The organism is Streptomyces sp. SAS_272, from assembly GCF_052543235.1.
Genome location: NZ_JBMNDR010000003.1, coordinates 104,061 through 122,274 on the forward strand (window position 1 = coordinate 104,061; position 18,214 = coordinate 122,274).

The window sequence follows — 18,214 nt, forward strand, 5'->3', positions numbered from 1 at the left end:
GATGCGTCCGGACGAGGGCGGGTGCGCTGATCTGCGGAGAAGCCTCGCACCTCGTACCAAGCTGGTGCGTAGTCCCCGGTACGACCCGGCGCGTAGACCATGTCCGCACGCCGGGCGCGGAGGTCTCCCGGGGGCGCAAGAGGCGTTTCGGCCGCTCTCGCGCGCGGAGGGCGCTGTCTCAGTAAGCGCGCGCCACGACCGCGACGTTACCGGGGGCGTCCTGGTCGTCCGGCACCGACCCGTCCTCGGCGACGAGACACCGTACGGTCAGCGACTGCTCGGCCAGTGCGGCCTCGCCTTCTTCGCCGAGGGCCGCCCACGGGAGGCGCGCCCAGCCGCCGGCGCCGACCGCCTCGACGGCTTCCCCGAGCGTCGACACGCCGGCCGTCCGCGACTCGCGGCGCTCGCGCGACTGCCGCAGCAGCAGCGCCTGGTCCTCCTCGAGGACGACGGGCAGCAGATCCGCGAGCGCGTCGACCGCCACCGGCTCCTTGCCTCCCGCGATGCGGCGGACCAGCATCGCCGTGCCGTCGGCCAGGTCGCGGGGCCCGATCTCGACGCGCACCGGCACGCCCTTGAGTTCCCAGTCGACCGCGCGCCGGCCGAACGGCACGTCGGTACGGTCGTCGACCCGGACGCGCAGTCCCGCCGCCGTCAGCCGGTCGCCGAGCCGGCGGACCTCGGCCAGAACCGCCTCGTCGTCCTTGACCGCCAGGACGACGACCTGGATCTGCGCCAGCCGCGGCGGCACCCGCAGCCCGTCGTCGTCGCCGTGGGTCATCACCAGGGCGCCGATCATGCGGGTGGTCGAACCCCAGGAGGTCTGCCAGACCAGCTCCCGTGTGCCGTCCTTGGACAGGTACCGGGTGTCGAAGGCCTTGGCGAAGTTCTGGCCCAGCTCATGGCTGGTCACCATCTGGAGGGCTTTGCCGTCGCCCATCATGCTTTCCAGGGTGAGCGTGTTGACGGCGCCCGCGAAGCGCTCCTTCGCCGTCTTGCGGCCGGCGACGAAGTCGATCGCCAGCACGTTCTCCAGGAAGTCCCCGTAGACCTCGCGGTGGATGCGCGCGGCGAAGTCGCGGGCCTCCTCGTACGTGGCGTGCGCGGTGTGGCCCTCCTGCCAGAGGAACTCGGACGTGCGCAGGAAGAGGCGGGGGCGCAGCTCCCAACGCACCACATTGGCCCACTGGTTGATCAGCAGCGGCAGGTCGCGGTAGCTCTGCACCCACTTGGAGAAGTACTCGTTGACGATGGTCTCGGACGTGGGCCGCACGACCGCCGGCTCCTCGAGCTCCTTGCCGCCGCCGTGGGTGACCACCGCCAACTCGGGTGCGAAGCCCTCGACATGGTCCGCCTCACGGGTGAGGTAGGACTGCGGGATCAGCAGGGGGAAGTACGCGTTCTCGGCGCCCGTCCGCTTGATCCGGGCGTCCAGCTCCGCCTGCATCCGCTCCCACAGCCCGTACCCGTAGGGGCGGATCACCATCGTGCCGCGCACCGGACCGTTGTCGGCCAGTTCCGCCTTGCCGATCAGATCCTGGTACCAGCGAGGGAAATCCTCCGCCCGCGGGGTGAGAACGGGTGCCTTTGCCATGGCGCGATGGTACGGGTCCACGTTGCCGGAATGTGAATTCTCGCCACCGGCACATGCCGTCCTCAAGCAGGGCTCCGCAACCCCTGGACGCGGCCGCGGACGGGGAGTTACCTGGCATACGGGGGCGGTGCCGGAGCACTGCACGGGGGCCCACTGATCGGGTACGGCAGCAGACTCTCGGCGGATTGGGGCGCTTTTCCATGACACCTGTGCTCGTGCGACAGCACCTGCCTCACGCGGGGCCGGCGTCCCGCGCGGATCTGGGTGCACGCGCGCGTGACTGGTCCGAGATCCAGGAACGGATGCTGGTTCCGCTCTACGAGGCCGTCTACGAGCGGCTGGACGTGGGGCCTGGCACCCGGCTCCTCTCCCTCGGCTCCGGCTCCGGGCTCGCCCTGGTGATGGCGGCCTCCAGAGGCGCGGCCCTCACCGGCGTCGAGTCCTCCTCCCCGGCACGGCTGGCCCTCGCGCGCGAGCGGCTGCTTCTGCGGGAGAGCTGGGGGGCACACGCACGTGCGGACATCCGGCTCACCGACCGGCTGCCCACGGACCGGGCGGGGGCCCAGACGCCCCCGTACACCCTCGTGACGGCCTTCGAGCCGATCGGACGCGTGGCAGGCGACACCGAGGAACTGGCCGGGCTGCTGGCGGCGGCGACGCCGCTCGCCCGGCGCGGCGCGCCCGTGGTGCTCGTCGGCTGGGGTCCGCCCGAGCGCTGCGCCACGACGGCGGTGCTCCGGGTCGCGGCCAAGGCGGCGGAGCAGGACCGCGGCACGGTCCGGCTGCGCCCCGCGCTCCGCGACGACCTCGAGGACGTGGCCCGGCGGGCCGGGCTGCGGCCGGACGGATCGGGCCGGGTGGCCTGTCCGTTCGGGTACGCCGACGTGGACAGCGCCCTCAAGGGGCTGCTCTCCACGGGCCTGTTCGACGCGGCGGTCGCGGCGACCGACCAGGCGCAGGTCGAGAAGGAGACGGCGGAAGCGCTCCACCCGTACCGGCGGCCGGACGGCACGGTCTGGATGCCGAACGTGTTCCGGTACCTGATCGCCCGGACCCCGTGAGCGCACGCCCTCTTCGACGGAGGCCGTGCGGTCAGGAGACCGGCTCCCGGACCGGGTCTACGGCCCGGCCCGGCTCCACGTCCCGGTCCAGCCCCGCCCGATGTCCCGGGTCCGGCCCTGCGTCCGGGTGCGGTCCCCCATGATCCGGAGCCTGGTCCGGGGCCGGGTCCGGGGGTGTGGCCAGAGCCTGGTCCGTGGCCGGAGCCGGGGCTGTGGCCGGAGCCGGGTCCGTGGCCAGATCCGGGTCCGGGTCCGTGGCCGGAGCCGGGGCTGTGGCCGGAGCCGGGGCTGTGGCCGGGGCCGGGTCTAGGCGTCCTTCTTGGTGAGCCGGGTGATGCCGGCGATGCGGTACGCGTCGGCCTCCTCCAGCGTCTCGTGCTCCAGCAACGCCAGCGCGAGGGCGTCCAACTGCCCTCGGTGGTCGCGGAGTTTGCGGCAGGCCTCCTCGTAGCACTCGTCGACGATGCGGCGCATCTCGTGGTCGATGACGTCGAGGGTCGCCGGGGCGGCGGCGAGGCCGTAGGCCTGCTGGGCGTCGTTGGGGAGGGCGGAGAGGCGGCCCACCCGTTCGCTCATGCCCCACCGCGCGACCATCCCGCGCGCGATGTTGGTGACCTGCTCCAGGTCGTTCTCGGCGCCGGTCGTGACGACGCCGTAGACGAGCTGTTCGGCCGCCATGCCGCCGAGGGCGCCGATGATCCGGCCGCGCAGATACTCCTCGGACAGCGCGTACCGCTCCACCTCCGGGGTCGACAGGGTCACGCCGAGCGCACGGCCGCGCGGCACGATGGTGACCTTGCGGACCGGGTCGGCGCCGGGCTGCAGCATGCCGAGGAGGGCGTGCCCGCTCTCGTGGAACGCGGTGCGCCGGCGGTCCTCCTCGGGCATGATCAGCGTGCGCTCGGCCCCGAGCTGCACCTTCTCCAGCGCCTCGGACAGGTCGGACTGCGTCACCTGTTCCTGTGCGCGCTTCACGGCGAGCAGCGCGGCCTCGTTCGCGAGATTGGCGAGATCCGCTCCCGTCATGCCCGGAGTGGTCCGTGCCATCCAGGCCAGGTCCACGTCCGGTGCGAGCGGGATCTCGCGGGTGTGGATGGCGAGGATCGCCTCGCGTCCGGCGCGGTCCGGCGGGGAGACGCTGACCACCCGGTCGAAGCGGCCGGGCCGGGTCAGCGCCGGGTCCAGGATGTCGGCGCGGTTGGTCGCCGCGATGACGATGACGCCTTCGGCCCCCGAGAAGCCGTCCATCTCGGTGAGGATCTGGTTCAGCGTCTGCTCGCGCTCGTCGTGCCCGCCGACCGAGGCGCCGCCGCTGCGGATCCGCCCGATGGTGTCGATCTCGTCGATGAAGATGATCGAGGGCGCCACCTTGCGGGCCTCGGCGAACAGTTCACGGACGCGGGACGCGCCGACGCCCACGATCATCTCGATGAACTCGGAGGCCGAGGCGGAGAAGAACGGCACGCCGGCCTCGCCCGCCACCGCGCGCGCCAGCAGGGTCTTGCCGGTGCCCGGCGACCCGGCGAGCAGCACGCCACGGGGCATCTTCGCGCCCATCCGGCGATAGACCTCGGGGTGTTCGAGGAAGTCCACGACGTCGTCCAGCTCGCCCTTGACCTCGTCGATGCCGGCCACGTCGGCGAACGTGGTGCGCCGGCCGTCGGGCCGCAGGCCCACCGGTTTGGGCGGTGTCTTGCGCCCGAGCAGGCCGCCCGCGCCTCCCGCGCCTCCCGGACCGCCGCCGAAGCGCCGGACGAAGAAGATCCACACGGCGACCAGGAGCACGATCGGCACCAGCGAGAGGAGCAGGTTGGCCAGCAGACTGCGCTGCTGCACGACGGGCCGGGCCGTCACCGTGACGTCCTGGCGGTCCAGGCTCTGCCAGAGGTCGTCGTCCGCGAAGGCCGGGCGCTGGGTCGTGAACTTGGTGTACTGGCCGCCGCCGTCGGGGTCGTCGCGGGCCTTCTTGAGCTGGCCCTGGATGGCGTCGCCCTTGGAGTAGATCTTGTCGACGTTGCCCGCGTCGACCTGTCTGCTGAACTCCGTGTAGGAGATCGTCGGCTCGTCGCCTGCGCCGAGGTAGTTCAGTCCGACGTACACCAGCAGGAAGACGATCACCGCGGTGACGGCCAGCCCCCACCAGCGGCCGCGCGCCCTCCTGCCGTCCGGGGGGCGTCGTCCGTCGTCGTCCGGGGTGCCCTCGGTGCGCCAGGGCTGGTCGGGGGCCTTGCGCTCCGGAGCGGCGTTGCTCATATCAGGACGCTACGACAGAGCGCCGGGCACGGCATGCGCTGAGGGTCGCACCGGAACGCGTCGAGGGCGCCCTCCGGCACGGGAGGACGCCCTCGGCGGCTGACGGACTCAGCCCATGAACTTCTTGAACTCGTCCGGCAGCTCGAAGTCCTGGGCGCCCTGCTGCGGCAGCCCGAGCGCGTTGCCGCCCTGGGCCTGGGCCTCGCGGCGCTGGGCCGCCTCCAGCTCCTGCTGCTTGCGCTTCATCGGGTTGCCGGAGCGCTGCTTGCCCTTGGCCTGCTTCGGCTGCTTCTTCGTCCGGCCGGCGCCGCCGCCCATGCCCGGCATCCCGGGCATCCCCGGCATCCCGCCGCCCTGGGCCATCCGCGACATCATCTTGCGCGCCTCGAAGAATCGCTCGACCAGCCCCTTCACGGCGCTGACCTCGACGCCGGAGCCCTTGGCGATACGGGCGCGGCGCGAGCCGTTGATGATCGTCGGGTCCTGGCGCTCGCCCGGCGTCATCGACTTGATGATCGCGGCGGTGCGGTCGACGTCGCGCTCGTCGAGGTTGGCGATCTGGTCCTTGATCTGGCCCATGCCGGGCAGCATGCCGAGCAGCTTGGAGATGCTGCCCATCTTCCTGACCTGCTCCATCTGGGCCAGGAAGTCGTCCAGGGTGAAGTCCTGGCCCTTCTTGGACGCCAGCTTGGAGGCCATTTTCTCGGCCTCTTCCTGACTGAACGTCTTCTCCGCCTGCTCGATCAGGGTGAGCAGGTCACCCATGTCGAGGATGCGGGAGGCCATCCGGTCGGGGTGGAAGGCGTCGAACTCGTCGAGCTTCTCGCCGTTGGAGGCGAACATGATCGGCTTGCCGGTCACCGAGGCGATGGACAGGGCCGCACCGCCGCGGGCGTCGCCGTCGAGCTTGGACAGCACGACGCCGTCGAAGCCGACGCCGTCACGGAAGGCCTCGGCGGTGTTGACCGCGTCCTGGCCGATCATCGCGTCGACGACGAAGAGGATCTCGTCGGGCGAGACGGCGTCGCGGATGTCCGCGGCCTGCTGCATCAGCTCGGCGTCGATGCCGAGGCGGCCGGCGGTGTCCACGACCACGATGTCGTGGACCTTCGTTTTCGCGAACTCGATGGAGTCCTTGGCGACCTGGACCGGGTCGCCCACCCCGTTGCCGGGCTGCGGGGCGTAGACGGCGACGCCGGCGCGCTCGGCGACGACGCTGAGCTGGTTGACGGCGTTGGGGCGCTGGAGGTCGCAGGCGACGAGCAGCGGCGAGTGGCCCTGCTCCTTCAGCCAGCGGCCGAGCTTGCCCGCGAGGGTGGTCTTACCGGCGCCCTGGAGGCCGGCCAGCATGATCACCGTGGGCGGCTGCTTGGCGAAGCGCAGGCGGCGGGTCTCACCGCCGAGGATCGTGACGAGCTCGTCGTTGACGATCTTCAGGACCTGCTGGGCCGGGTTCAGGGCCTTGGAGACCTCGGCGCCGAGGGCGCGCTCCTTGACGTTCTTGATGAACGTGCGGACGACCGGCAGGGCCACGTCCGCCTCGAGGAGGGCGATGCGGATCTCGCGCGCCGTGGCGTCGATGTCCGCTTCGCTCAGGCGCCCCTTGCCGCGCAAGTTCTTGAAGGTCGCTGAGAGGCGATCGGAGAGAGTATCGAACACGGCGGCGTCGGTCCTCGGTGTCGGGGGCGGTCTGAGCGTCTTCCAGAGTATCCGGCCGCGCAAGACATTCGTCCCCGCCTGCTGTATTCAGCGGGCGGGGACGAGCCGCGCGGCGCGCGCGATCACGCCCGCAGCGTCTCCTCCAGCTTCCGGGCGGCGGCGACGGCCTCGTCGCCCGGCAGGGGCGCGCCGTCCGTTCCGGTGACGTAGAAGGCGTCCACGGCGTTCGCGCCGAGGGTCGAGACGTGCATGCTGCGCACCCGCAGGCCCTCGTCCTCCAGCGCCCGGCCGATGCGGAACAGCAGCCCCGGCGCGTCCTGGGCGCGTACCTCGATGACGGTGGCGTGCCGGGAGGCCGTGGAGGCCACCGCCACGCGCGGCGGCGGGGCGACCACGCCCCGGCGGCGCGGGTAGGCGGCGTCGCGTTCCGCGAGCCGTCCGGCGATGTCCAGCGAGCCGTCGAGGGCGCGCACGAGGTCGGCGCGCAGCCGGGCCGCCTGGGGCAGCGAGCCGTACTCGGCGGCGACCCGCCAGTTCAGCAGCAGGACCGAGCCGTCGACGCCGTCCGGGAGGTCATGGGCGCGCAGCTCGGCGGTGCGTACGGTCAGCCGGTGCACGGCGAGGACGCCGGCCACCGCGGGCAGCACGCCCTCCTGGTCAGGCACCGCGATGAGCAGCTCCACGCCGAGCGGCTCGGGGTCGCCGGCCGGCTGCTCCCCCGCGGTCTCGGCGGGCGTCTCGGTCTGCGCGCGCAGCGCCAGCACCGGGCTTCCGGTGGCGACTGCCTCGATGGCGAGGCGTTCCTGCTCGGCGGTGGGCGCGGTGTCGTCCGGCGCCTCCGGTTCGTTGCCGGCGAGGACCGCCGCGACCCGCTTGACGAGGTCCGCCACGAGCGAGCCCCGCCAGGACGACCAGGCGGCGGGCCCGGTGGCCAGCGCGTCCGCCTCGGTGAGGGCGTGCAGCAGCTCCAGCGTGCTCTGCGAGCCGACGGCGTCGGCGACCGCGCGCACGGTGGCCGGGTCCTCCAGGTCGCGCCGGGTGGCGGTGTCGACGAGCAGCAGGTGGTGGCGGACGAGGGCGGCCAGCACGTTCACGTCGGCGCGGTCGAAGCCGATGCGGGCGGCCACGTCCTTGGCGATGATCTCGCCGGCCACCGAGTGGTCGCCGGGCCAGCCTTTGCCGATGTCGTGCAGCAGCGCGGCGACCAGCAGGAGGTCGGGCCGGTGGACGCGGCGGGTGAACTCGGAGGCGCGCACGGCGGTCTCGATGAGGTGCCGGTCGACGGTCCAGATGTGCACGGCGTTGCGCTGCGGCCGGCAGCGGACCCGCTCCCAGTCGGGCAGCAGCTGCGTGATCAGCCCCTCGGCCTCCAGCGCCTCCCAGACCTCGATGGTCGGCTGACCGGAGCCGAGCAGGGTGACCAGCTGCTCGCGGGCCTCGGCGGGCCACGGCGTGGGCAGCGGGCGCACGGTGGCGGCGAGGCGCCGCACGGCGTGCAGGGAGAGCGGGAGGCCGGCCTGGGCGGCGGCGGCCGCGGCGCGCAGCGGCAGCACCGGGTCGCGTTCGGGGCGTGCGGCGCGGGCGAGCACCACCTCGCCGTCCTGCTCGACGACCCCTTCGGCCAGCGGAGACCGCTCGGGCGCGGGCTTCCCGCCCCCGAGCGCCCTCCCGTCGCCCGCCACCGCCCTTCTGAGGAAGTCGCTTCGCTCCCCCACCAGTCTGCGCAGCCGGGGCCGCACGGCGCGTGAGCGCAGGACGCGTCCGACCTCGCGCCAGGTGACGTCGCTCGCGTACGAGATGACGCGGGCCGCCTCGTACACCTGCCGCAGCAGGGTGTCGGCGTCCAGCAGGTCCAGCTCGGCGGCCACCTGGTCCTGCTCCTGCAGCGCGAGACGGTCCGTGGCGCGACCGGTGGCCAGGTGGAGGGCGTCGCGTACGTCGAGGAGCCGTCGGCGGGCGTCGGCGAGTCCCTCGCGGGGGGCGTCGGCCAGCCAGGAGGCGGCGACGGCGCGCAGCGCGGTGGCGTCCCGCAGTCCGCCGCGCGCCTCCTTCAGGTCGGGTTCCAGCAGGTACTGCAGCTCGCCCTGGCGTTCGGCGCGCTCGGCGCACAGTTCCTGGAGTTCGGGCAGGCGCCTGGGCGCCTGGTTGCGCCAGTCGGCGAGGACGGACGTCCGCAGTCCGGCGGTGAGGCCGAGGTCGCCGGCGAGGTGGCGGGCGTCCAGCAGGCCGAGCTGGACCTTGAGGTCCTCGCCGGCGGTCTTGCGGGCCTCCGCCGGGGTGCGGACCGAGTGGTCGAGGGCGAGGCCCAGGTCCCAGACGGGGTACCAGAGGCGGTCGGCGAGGGCGGCGACGGTCTTGCCGTCCGCGCCGTCGTGCAGCAGCAGGAGGTCGAGGTCGCTGCGCGGGGAGAGCTCGCCCCGGCCGTAGCCGCCGACGGCGACCAGGGACACGCCCTTCAGTTCCTCGGCGCCGGCCGTGAAGAGCCCGGTCAGCCAGTCGTCGGTCAGTTCGGCGAGGGCCGCACGGCGCGGCGGCCCGGACCGCGCCCCCTCGGTGAGGAGGCGCAGCCGGGCCCCCGCGTAGCCGCTGGGTCCCGAGTCCTCTGCATCCTTGCGCACGTCCGTACTCGTCACCCAGCGACTCCTGTTCTCTTCTGCCGTCAGAGCGCGTCCGGGCCGCGCTCGCCGGTGCGGACCCGTACGGCCGTCTCGACCGGGAGGGACCAGACCTTGCCGTCACCGATCTTGCCGGTGCGGGCGGCCTTGACGATGACGTCGATCAGCTGCTCGGCGTCGTCGTCCTCCGCCAGCACCTCGATGCGGATCTTGGGGACCAGGTCCACCGTGTACTCGGCGCCGCGGTAGACCTCGGTGTGTCCCCGCTGACGACCGTAGCCGCTGGCCTCGGTGACCGTCAGTCCGTGCACGCCGAAGGCCTGCAGGGCTTCCTTGATCTCGTCGAGCCGGTGGGGCTTCACGACGGCGGTGATGAGCTTCATGCGTCCACCTTCTTGCTCGCCCCGGCGACGGCGGTCGGGGGGACGGTCGTGCGGGCGGCGCCACCGCCGGCCCCGCTGAAGTCGTATGCGGTCTCGGCGTGCTCGGCCTGGTCGATGCCGGCGATCTCGTCGTCCTCGGAGACCCTCATGCCGATGGTCTTGTCGAGGAGGAAGGCGAGGATCGCGGAGACCACCAGCGAGTAGGCGAGGACCGCGAAGACTCCGGCGCACTGCTTCCACAGCTGGTCGAAGGAGTGGTCGCCGTAGAAGACGCCGGTCGCGGTGGACTGTCCCTTGCCGGTGGCGAAGAAGCCGATCAGCAGGGAGCCGATGACACCGCCGACGAGGTGGACGCCGACGACGTCGAGCGAGTCGTCGTAACCGAACTTGTACTTCAGGCCGACGGCCATGGCGCAGAGCAGACCGGCGATGGCGCCGACGGCGATCGCGCCGAGCGGGGAGACGGCTCCGCCCGAGGGGGTGATGGCGACCAGACCGGCGACTGCGCCGGAGGCGGCGCCCAGCGTGGTGAACGCGCCGTGGCGGATCTTCTCGTAGATGAGCCAGGCCAGCATGGCGGCGGCGGTGGCGACCTGCGTGTTGACGAACATCAGCGCGCCGACGCCGTCGTCGTTGCCGAGCCACGAGCCGGCGTTGAAGCCGAACCAGCCGAACCACAGCAGACCGGCGCCGAGCATGACCAGCGGCAGGCTGTGCGGGCGCATCGGGTCCTTCTTGAACCCGACGCGCTTGCCGATGACGAGGATCACGCCGAGGGCCGCGGCGCCGGCGTTGATGTGGACGGCCGTACCGCCGGCGAAGTCGATGACGCCCAGCTCGAAGGCCCAGCCGCCGGCGCCCCAGACCCAGTGCGCGACCGGGAAGTAGACGACCGTGGCCCACAGGGCGACGAACAGCGCCCAGGCGGAGAACTTGACGCGGTCCGCGAGCGCACCGCTGATCAGGGCGGGCGTGATGATCGCGAACATCATCTGGAAGACCATGAACACGAAGATCGGGATGGTGTAGCCGTCCCACAGCTCCGTCAGGCCGATGTTGCTGAGACCGACCCAGTCGGAGTTCCAGCCGATGAGGCTGCCGGAGTCGGTGCCGAAGGCGAGCGAGAAGCCGTACAACACCCACAGGATGGTGACGATCCCGATGCTGATGAAGCTCATCATCAGCATGTTCAGCGTGCTTTTGACCCGGACCATGCCTCCGTAGAAGAAGGCGAGGCCCGGGGTCATGATCAGCACCAGGGCGGAACAGATGAGCATGAAGCCTGTGTTCGCGGAGGACAGCTTGGGTGCCTCCGCGGCAAGCGTGATGGCTGCTGCCATCGGCGTCTCCTCGTCGTAGGTACGGCCCCGTGCGGGCGAAGCCAGAGCGGGTTCGTGAGGGGTGGGCCGGTTATGCGCCATGAGATTCGCGCAGCGCCGTTTCGGTGGAGGCCCCTCGTTGTTTCGCCGCCGTGACGAAGGCGCCTCGTGCGTTACGCCTCGGTGAACTGGCTGATGTTCGACGAGTGGATCGTTATGGTGGCGCAACCTTCACTGAAGGAAGAAAACCGGCCGCGGTCGGCCTTCCGATGACCTGGCATGGGGGAGCCGAGTCGGGCAGTTCGGGAGGACCGGCCGCGGCCGGGGTTCTGGGGTTTCGCCCGGTGGACCGCTGCCGGCGGCCGGTCGGGCGGGGTCGTTCAGACCGCTTCGGCCGTCTCCGGCAGCTCCACGGTGAGCCGCTCGGTCAGGTCCACGACCTCGGAGAGATCCCCGAAATCGCGTACGGCGCTGTCGACCGTCTTTCGGATACGAGTGTCGACGCGCTCGGAGCGCACCTTCTTGGCCTCCTTCATGGCCTGTGTGGCGAGAACCGTGCTCTGCTCGGGCTCGCGCTGCAGCAGGTGCACCGTGGCCATGCCGATCAGGTTGAGCACATAGGAGCGCTGGTGGTCGCCGTCGCCCGCGAACAGTTCGACGGCCCGCCGCATCAGAGGCTCGGCCAGCGACGCGTAGGCGGGGCTGCGGCCGGCGACGTAGGCCAGGTCGCGGAAGGAGTGGCTGTTCTCGCCGTACAGCTCGGCCTCGGAGAAGAAGCGGATCCAGTCGGGGTCCGGCTCGTCCCACTCGTCGGTCTCGGCGAAGGTGTCCTCGGCCATCCGGACCGCGCGCTTGCACCGGCCGGGCTGGCCCATGTTGGCGTAGGCGCGGGCCTCCATCGCATACAGCATGGACTGGGTGCGCGGGCCGGCGCAGTCCCGGCTGCCGTACTGGGCGAGGTGGATCAGCTCCAGCGCGTCCTCCGGCCGGCCGAGGTGGATCATCTGGCGGCTCATGCTCGACAGCACGTAGCTGCCGAGCGGCCGGTCGCCGGCCTCCTTCGCCGCGTGCAGGGCCAGGACGAAGTACTTCTGCGCGGTCGGCTGGAGTCCCACGTCGTAGCTCATCCAGCCGGCGAGCTCGGCCAGCTCGGCGGCCACCTTGAAGAGCCTGCGCGAGGTGGACTCGGGCTGGGGCTCCTGGAGCAGGTCGGTCACCTCGTGCAGCTGCCCGACGACCGCCTTGCGGCGCAGACCGCCGCCGCACTGGGCGTCCCACTGCCGGAACATCACGGTGGTGGACTCCAGCAGGTCCAGCTCGGGCCGGGAGAGCCGGCCGCGGGCCCGGCTGGTCGGCACCGACTCCGGCTCCTCGAGCGGGGCGGGCGGCGAGGGGACCAGCCAGCGCTGCATCGGCTCGATGAGGGAGGGCCCCGCGCACAGGGCGAGCGACGTCCCGAGGAAGCCGCGGCGCGCCAGCATCAGGTCGCTGCGCGAGAACTCGCTGAGCTGGGCCACCGTCTGCGGGGCCGTCCACGGCAGGTCGACGCCGGTCGCGGAGGGCACCTGCCGGGCCGCGCGCAGGCCGAGGTCCTCGACCGAGACGACGCAGCCGAACCGCTCGGAGAACAGCTCGGAGAGGATCCTGGGGATGGGCTCGCGGGGGTTCTCGCCGTCCAGCCAGCGGCGCACGCGCGAGGTGTCGGTGGAGATGTGGTTGGCGCCCAACTGGCGGGCACGACGGTTCACTTGACGTGCGAGTTCGCCCTTCGACCAGCCGCTGCGCACGAACCACGAGGTGAGCAGCTCGTTCGGGCGCCTGTCCGCGCTCGCAGCGTTGTTCCCGCTTCCGCCGTTGCCGCTCACTGGAACGCCCCCATCCCTGAGACCACTTGTCACTGAGTGCGCCAAGCCTTATCAGAATGCCGGTAAATAGGGCCCGCCGTACGGCACTTGTCACCCTTCGAACGGAAACCCGACTTGCCCCCGGCATACCCACGAGCGCAAGCACCCACAGGACCCGCCTACTCAAAGTAATCCTACGATCACGGTCCCAGCCACGGCGATCCCGGAAACGCCACCATTCGCCACCCCTTCGGATGAACTCCCGATGACCCGTACGCGATTCACTTGACAGAGAACAGCCATGGGTGAGCGGAGCGAAGCACTCAGGGGCGCGCGAAGCCGAGCCCACCACCCGCGGCGCTTCCGGGCGCTGCCTGGATCGGGCGGCCCGGGGGAAGCGGAAGCACACAGAGTCACGGTGCTCGACCGCTGCGTAACCAGCGGCGCGTAGGACCCGTTGGAGGGGGCATGGGCTTCACGATCGGCGGCATTCGCGAGATCCGCTCCGGCGCGCGCAGGCGCGGTCGCTCGTCCGAGTGCACCGCCGTCGCCGAGTTCACGGGACTGTGGGGCTGGGACGCGGTGCCCGGCGCACGGGCCGCGGCGGGCGTCTGCTCCTGCGGACGCCCCGGGTGCCGCGAACCGGGGGCGCACCCGCTGGAGTTCGCCCCGCGCGTCCCGGCCGGCGCCACCCTCGACGACGTGGGCAGGACCTGGGGCGGGTTCCCCGGCGCCGCGGTGATGCTGCCGGTCGGACGCGCGTTCGACGTGCTCGATGTCGCCGAATCCGCCGGGCGGCGCGCCCTGGTCCGCCTCGAGCGCATGGGCCTGCCCCTCGGCCCGGTCATCGCCACGCCCGAGGGCCGTACCCAGTTCTTCGTCGCCCCCGGCGCGGCCGCCGAGCTGACGGACCTGCTCTACCGGATGGGCTGGGACGATCCGGCCGCCCTCGACCTGCGCGGCCTCGGACCCGGCACGTTCATCACGGCCCCGCCCTCCGACCGCGGCGGGCTCGGTCCGGTGCGCTGGCTGCGCGCGCCCGCTCTGGACTCGGCGACCCGCCCCCCGGAGGCCCGGCTGCTGCTGGGGACGCTGGCGTACCTGGCCCACCGCTCACGCGCCCAGGGCCCGCGGGAGACCCTCGGCCGCACGGCCTGACGCCGGCCACACCCCCGGACATCGGCCGCACCGCCCTCTGACATCGGCCGCACCCCCGCCTGACGCAGGCCGCGGGGTCGCTCGGACCCCGCACGGGGCCGCCCGGGGTCACCGCGGCGCCCCTCCCCCGCGGCCTGCGACGACGTACACGGCGAAGCGCCCGCTCCAACTGCACCTCGGAGCGGGCGCTTCTTCCGTGCCCCGGTCTGCCTCCCGGCACACCGTCTTCGGTTCTCGACCTCGCGCTGCCGACCGGTCAGTCCCCGATAAGGGCGTCAACGAAGGCCTCCGGCTCGAACGGCGCGAGGTCGTCCGCCCCCTCGCCCAGTCCGACCAGCTTGACGGGGACGCCCAGCTCGCGCTGGACCGCGACCACGATGCCGCCCTTCGCGGTGCCGTCCAGCTTGGTCAGCACGATGCCGGTGATGTCGACGACCTCGGCGAAGACGCGGGCCTGGACGAGCCCGTTCTGCCCGGTGGTGGCGTCGAGCACGAGCAGCACCTCGTCCAGCGGGGCGTGCTTCTCGACGACCCGCTTGACCTTGCCGAGCTCGTCCATCAGGCCGGTCTTGGTGTGGAGGCGGCCGGCGGTGTCGATGAGGACGACGTCGACGCCCATCTCCTTGCCCTCCTTCACCGCGTCGAACGCGACGGAGGCGGGATCGCCGGCCTCGGGACCGCGCACGGTGTGCGCGCCGACCCGCTCGCCCCAGGTCTGGAGCTGGTCGGCGGCGGCCGCGCGGAACGTGTCGGCGGCGCCCAGGACGACGGTGCGCCCGTCGGCCACGAGCACCCGCGCGAGCTTGCCGGTGGTGGTGGTCTTGCCGGTGCCGTTGACGCCGACGACCATCACGATGCCCGGCTTGCGGTCCTCGGGCTCGGTCTTCACGGTGCGGTCGACCTCGGTGCCGACCAGCTTGAGCAGCTCCTCGCGCAGCAGAGCGCGCAGTTCCTCGGGAGTGCGGGTGCCGAGCACCTTCACGCGCTCGCGCAGTCGTTCGACCAGCTCCTGGGTGGGGGCCACGCCGACGTCGGCGGTGAGCAGCGTGTCCTCGATCTCCTCCCAGGTGTCGTCGTCGAGGTGCTCACGCGAGAGCAGCGTGAGGAGCCCCTTGCCCAGGGCGTTCTGGGAGCGGGAGAGGCGGGCGCGCAGGCGCACCAGCCGCCCCTCGGTGGGCTCCGGGACCTCGAGTTCGGGAACCTCGAGCGGGGGGAGGACGGGGGGCTCCTCGACGGCGGTGCCGGTCGAGCCGCCGTCGGGAAGATCCACCTCCTCGATCGTGCGGCGCGGTTCGTCGCGCGGCGTCTCGGCCTCGTCGCCGACGTGCGGTTCGGCCGGAGGGGCGGTGATGTCGGGCGCTGCGGGGGGCGGCGGGGGCAGCGGCTTCTTCCGCCGACTGCCGACGACCAGCCCGCCGAGCACTGCGAGCACGACCACGGCGATGACTACAGCAAGGATGACGGTTTCCATAACGGGTCCAGTATGCGTGACCCCTCCCGGCCGGGGCGGGCGGCGGCCCGGCCGCGCGTCAGGCGGCCCCCGTCCGGCCTCCCCCCGCGGCCGGGCCGGCGGGAACGGGCGGCCCCCGGCCGCCGCTCGCAGCCGGTTCGTCCCGGCCCATGGCCATCTGACACCTCGTCAGCTACGGTCCCCGCATCCGCCGAAGGGGGTTCTCCATGCCCGTCACCGTCGTCCGATTCAACCTCGTCGCACCCGGTGCGACCCCCGCCGAGCTGGGCGTCCGCTACCGGACCGCGCTGGAGATGGCCACGTACGCCGACCGGCACGGCGTGACCCTCGTACAGACCGAGGAGCATCACGGCGTCGAGAACAACTGGCTGCCGTCGCCCTTCGTCTTCGCGGGCTCTGTGCTCGGTGCGACGCGGCGGCTGGCGGTGACCGTCTCGGCCGTCATCGGACCGCTGCACGACCCGCTGCGGCTGGCCGAGGACATCGCGGTGCTGGATCTGCTGAGCGGTGGGCGGCTGGTCACGGTCGCCGGGATCGGCTACCGGCCGGAGGAGTACGCCCGCGCCGGAGTGGACTGGAAGCGGCGTGGGCGGCTCCAGGACGAGCTGCTGGAGACCGTGCTGAAGGCCTGGACCGGCGAGGAGTTCACCTACCGGGGGCGCACGGTACGCGTCACCCCCCGCCCGGCGACCGATCCGCACCCCCTGCTGCTGGTGGGCGGATCCTCGAAGGCCGCCGCCCGCCGGGCCGCCCGTCTCGGGCTGCCGTTCTTCCCCAGCGCCCATCTGCCGGAGCTGGAGGCCTACTACAAGGAGCGGCTGGCGGAGTACGGGACGGAGGGCTGGACGATGATGCCGGGCGCCGAGACGCCCCTGCTCCATGTCGCCGAGGACCCGGACCGGGCGTGGGCCGAGCACGGCGAGCGCTTCCTGCACGAGGCGCGGACCTACGCCTCCTGGCAGTCGGGCGAGATCCGCTCGGCGGTGAAGTCGGGGGCGACGACGGTGGCGGAGCTGCGGGAGGAGGGCGTGTACCGGATCCTCACGCCGGACGCATGCGTGGCGCAGGGGCTCGACAACCTCGTCCTGCATCCGCTGGCGGGCGGGATGCCGGTGGAGGAGGGGTGGCGCAGCCTGCGGCTGTTCTGCGAAGACGTGCTGCCCCGGCTCGGCGGGTGAGCCGGGGCGGCACGTCCTCCAGGGGTCGAGGAGCGGGCAGCGGGGGCGGGCCCGGCTCCTCGAGATCGGGGGCCTTGGCGGCAGAGGCCTTCGGAGGCCTCAGCCCATCTCCTCCAGCGCCTTGCCCTTCGTCTCCTTGACGTACTTCAGGACGAACGGGATGGAGAGCGCGGCGAAGACCGTGTAGATCATGTAGGTCGCGGAGAGGTTCCAGTCGGCCAGCGACGGGAAGCTCGCGGTGATGGCCCAGTTGGCGATCCACTGCGCGGAGGCGGCCACGCCGAGGGCCGCGGCACGAAGGCGGTTGGGGAACATCTCGCCGAGGAAGACCCAGACGACGACGCCCCAGGACAGGGCGAAGAAGAGGACGAACACGTGGGCGGCGATCAGGGCGATCCAGCCCTGGGTGGCGGGCAGCTTGCCGTCGACGAGGTCGAAGGAGAACGCCCAGGCCTCGAACGCGAGGCCGACGACCATGCCGGCGGAGCCGATCAGTGCCAGCGGCCTGCGGCCGACGCGGTCCACGAAGATCATCGCGATGACCGTGCCGACGATGTTGATGATCGACGTCGTGAACGAGTAGAAGAAGGAGTCGGTCGGGTCGACGCCGACCGACTGCCACAGCGTGGAGGAGTAGTAGAACGCGACGTTGATGCCGACGAACTGCTGGAAGACCGACAGGCCGATGCCGATCCAGACGATCGGCTTGAAGAAGAAGGAACCGCCGAGCAGGTCCTTGAACGTCGACTTGTGCTCGCTCTTCATCGCGTGCTCGATCTCGGTGACGCGGGCGTCCAGGTCGACGCTCCCGCCTTCGACCTCCTCGAGGATCTCGCGGGCCCGCTCTCGCTTGCCCACGGAGATCAGGAAGCGGGGGGACTCGGGGATGGCGAAGGAGAGCAGGCCGTACAGGACGGCCGGGACCACCATGACGCCGAGCATGACCTGCCAGGCCTCCAGGCCCATGAGCTTGCCGCGCTGGTCGCCGCCCGCGGAGTTGAGCAGTCCCCAGTTGACCAGCTGCGAGATCGCGATGCCGATGACGATCGCGGCCTGCTGGAAGGAGCCGAGCCGTCCGCGGTAGGCGGGCGGGGCGACCTCCGCGATGTAGGCGGGGCCGATGACGGAGGCCATGCCGATGGCGAAGCCGCCGACGACCCGCCAGAAGGCGAAGTCCCACAGGGAGAAGGGCAGCGCCGAGCCGACGGCGCTGACCGTGAACAGCACGGCGGCGATCTGCATGACCCGGATACGGCCGATGCGGTCGGCGATGCGGCCGGCGGTCGCGGCGCCGACGGCGCAGCCGATCAGGGCGATCGCGATGACCTGGGCGAGGGCCGCGGAGCCGATGTCGTAGCGGTCCCTGATGGCCTCCACGGCGCCGTTGATCACGGAGCTGTCGTAGCCGAAGAGGAATCCGCCCATCGCGGCCGCCGCCGCGATGAAGACGACGTGCCCGAGATGATCGGGATGAGCCCTGCCGGCTCCTGACTTCTGTGCCTGCGTCGTGCTGGTCACGTTCAACTCCTCGAGCCGTCGGCAGCGCTGCCGACGGGATCAGCACCTCCAGATACGTGGCACCTGAAGGTAAAAGCAACGGTGCCGAGACTATGCCTTCAAGTTTCGAAGTCAAGAGAGCCCGGCTGTGACTTTTCAGCGCCCACGTGCAGGATTTGTGT

General features: G+C 72.0%; 12 protein-coding genes. 3 read left to right on the forward strand and 9 right to left on the reverse strand.

The window, feature by feature from the left end; translation table 11 throughout:
- Positions 1 to 178 precede the first annotated feature (178 nt).
- Positions 179 to 1,594 (reverse strand): proline--tRNA ligase, encoded by a 1,416-nt coding sequence (proS, locus tag ACN6LD_RS03705; RefSeq protein ID WP_445042512.1) that lies wholly within the window; start codon positions 1,592 to 1,594, stop codon positions 179 to 181.
- 200 nt (positions 1,595 to 1,794) lie between these two features.
- On the opposite strand from proS, the gene ACN6LD_RS03710 reads away from it, so the two are divergent.
- Entirely contained in the window at positions 1,795 to 2,655 is an 861-nt protein-coding gene (locus tag ACN6LD_RS03710) for an SAM-dependent methyltransferase (RefSeq protein ID WP_319191670.1), read from the forward strand.
- A 306-nt stretch (positions 2,656 to 2,961) separates the two neighbouring features.
- Here ACN6LD_RS03710 and ftsH read toward each other — a convergent pair whose 3' ends face one another.
- The 6 genes from ftsH to nsdA form a co-directional block, all read right to left on the reverse strand.
- Positions 2,962 to 4,908 (reverse strand): ATP-dependent zinc metalloprotease FtsH, encoded by a 1,947-nt coding sequence (gene ftsH, locus ACN6LD_RS03715; protein WP_319191668.1) that lies wholly within the window; start codon positions 4,906 to 4,908, stop codon positions 2,962 to 2,964.
- A 108-nt stretch (positions 4,909 to 5,016) separates the two neighbouring features.
- The gene (ffh, locus tag ACN6LD_RS03720; RefSeq protein WP_266725910.1) at positions 5,017 to 6,567 is read right to left on the reverse strand and encodes a signal recognition particle protein; all 1,551 of its coding nucleotides are present in this window, start codon (positions 6,565 to 6,567) and stop codon (positions 5,017 to 5,019) included.
- Between the two features lie 122 nt (positions 6,568 to 6,689).
- Positions 6,690 to 9,200: a [protein-PII] uridylyltransferase gene (locus ACN6LD_RS03725; protein ID WP_445042513.1), complete on the reverse strand. Its 2,511-nt coding sequence runs from the start codon at positions 9,198 to 9,200 to the stop codon at positions 6,690 to 6,692.
- A 26-nt stretch (positions 9,201 to 9,226) separates the two neighbouring features.
- On the reverse strand, positions 9,227 to 9,565 hold the full coding sequence (locus ACN6LD_RS03730; protein WP_003997576.1) for a P-II family nitrogen regulator: 339 nt from the start codon (positions 9,563 to 9,565) through the stop codon (positions 9,227 to 9,229).
- Positions 9,562 to 10,905, reverse strand: coding sequence for an ammonium transporter (locus ACN6LD_RS03735; RefSeq protein ID WP_319191665.1), 1,344 nt, complete (start codon positions 10,903 to 10,905; stop codon positions 9,562 to 9,564). Before ACN6LD_RS03735 ends, ACN6LD_RS03730 begins: the two co-directional genes overlap by 4 nt.
- A gap of 359 nt (positions 10,906 to 11,264) precedes the next feature.
- Positions 11,265 to 12,749, reverse strand: a complete 1,485-nt coding sequence (gene nsdA / locus ACN6LD_RS03740; protein ID WP_319191664.1) for a transcriptional repressor NsdA — start codon at positions 12,747 to 12,749, stop codon at positions 11,265 to 11,267.
- 447 nt (positions 12,750 to 13,196) lie between these two features.
- Here nsdA and ACN6LD_RS03745 point away from each other — a divergent pair, with 447 nt between their 5' ends.
- Positions 13,197 to 13,886, forward strand: a complete 690-nt coding sequence (locus tag ACN6LD_RS03745; RefSeq protein ID WP_319191662.1) for a bifunctional DNA primase/polymerase — start codon at positions 13,197 to 13,199, stop codon at positions 13,884 to 13,886.
- Positions 13,887 to 14,142: 256 nt separating this feature from the next.
- Here ACN6LD_RS03745 and ftsY read toward each other — a convergent pair whose 3' ends face one another.
- The gene (gene ftsY, locus ACN6LD_RS03750; protein ID WP_445042514.1) at positions 14,143 to 15,357 is read right to left on the reverse strand and encodes a signal recognition particle-docking protein FtsY; all 1,215 of its coding nucleotides are present in this window, start codon (positions 15,355 to 15,357) and stop codon (positions 14,143 to 14,145) included.
- 206 nt (positions 15,358 to 15,563) lie between these two features.
- Between ftsY and ACN6LD_RS03755 the strand changes: the two genes are divergently transcribed.
- Complete coding sequence (locus ACN6LD_RS03755) at positions 15,564 to 16,535, forward strand: LLM class flavin-dependent oxidoreductase (RefSeq protein WP_319196938.1); 972 nt, start codon at positions 15,564 to 15,566, stop codon at positions 16,533 to 16,535.
- Between the two features lie 99 nt (positions 16,536 to 16,634).
- Here ACN6LD_RS03755 and ACN6LD_RS03760 read toward each other — a convergent pair whose 3' ends face one another.
- Positions 16,635 to 18,053, reverse strand: a complete 1,419-nt coding sequence (locus tag ACN6LD_RS03760) for a sugar porter family MFS transporter (protein ID WP_319196940.1) — start codon at positions 18,051 to 18,053, stop codon at positions 16,635 to 16,637.
- Positions 18,054 to 18,214: the final 161 nt, after the last annotated feature.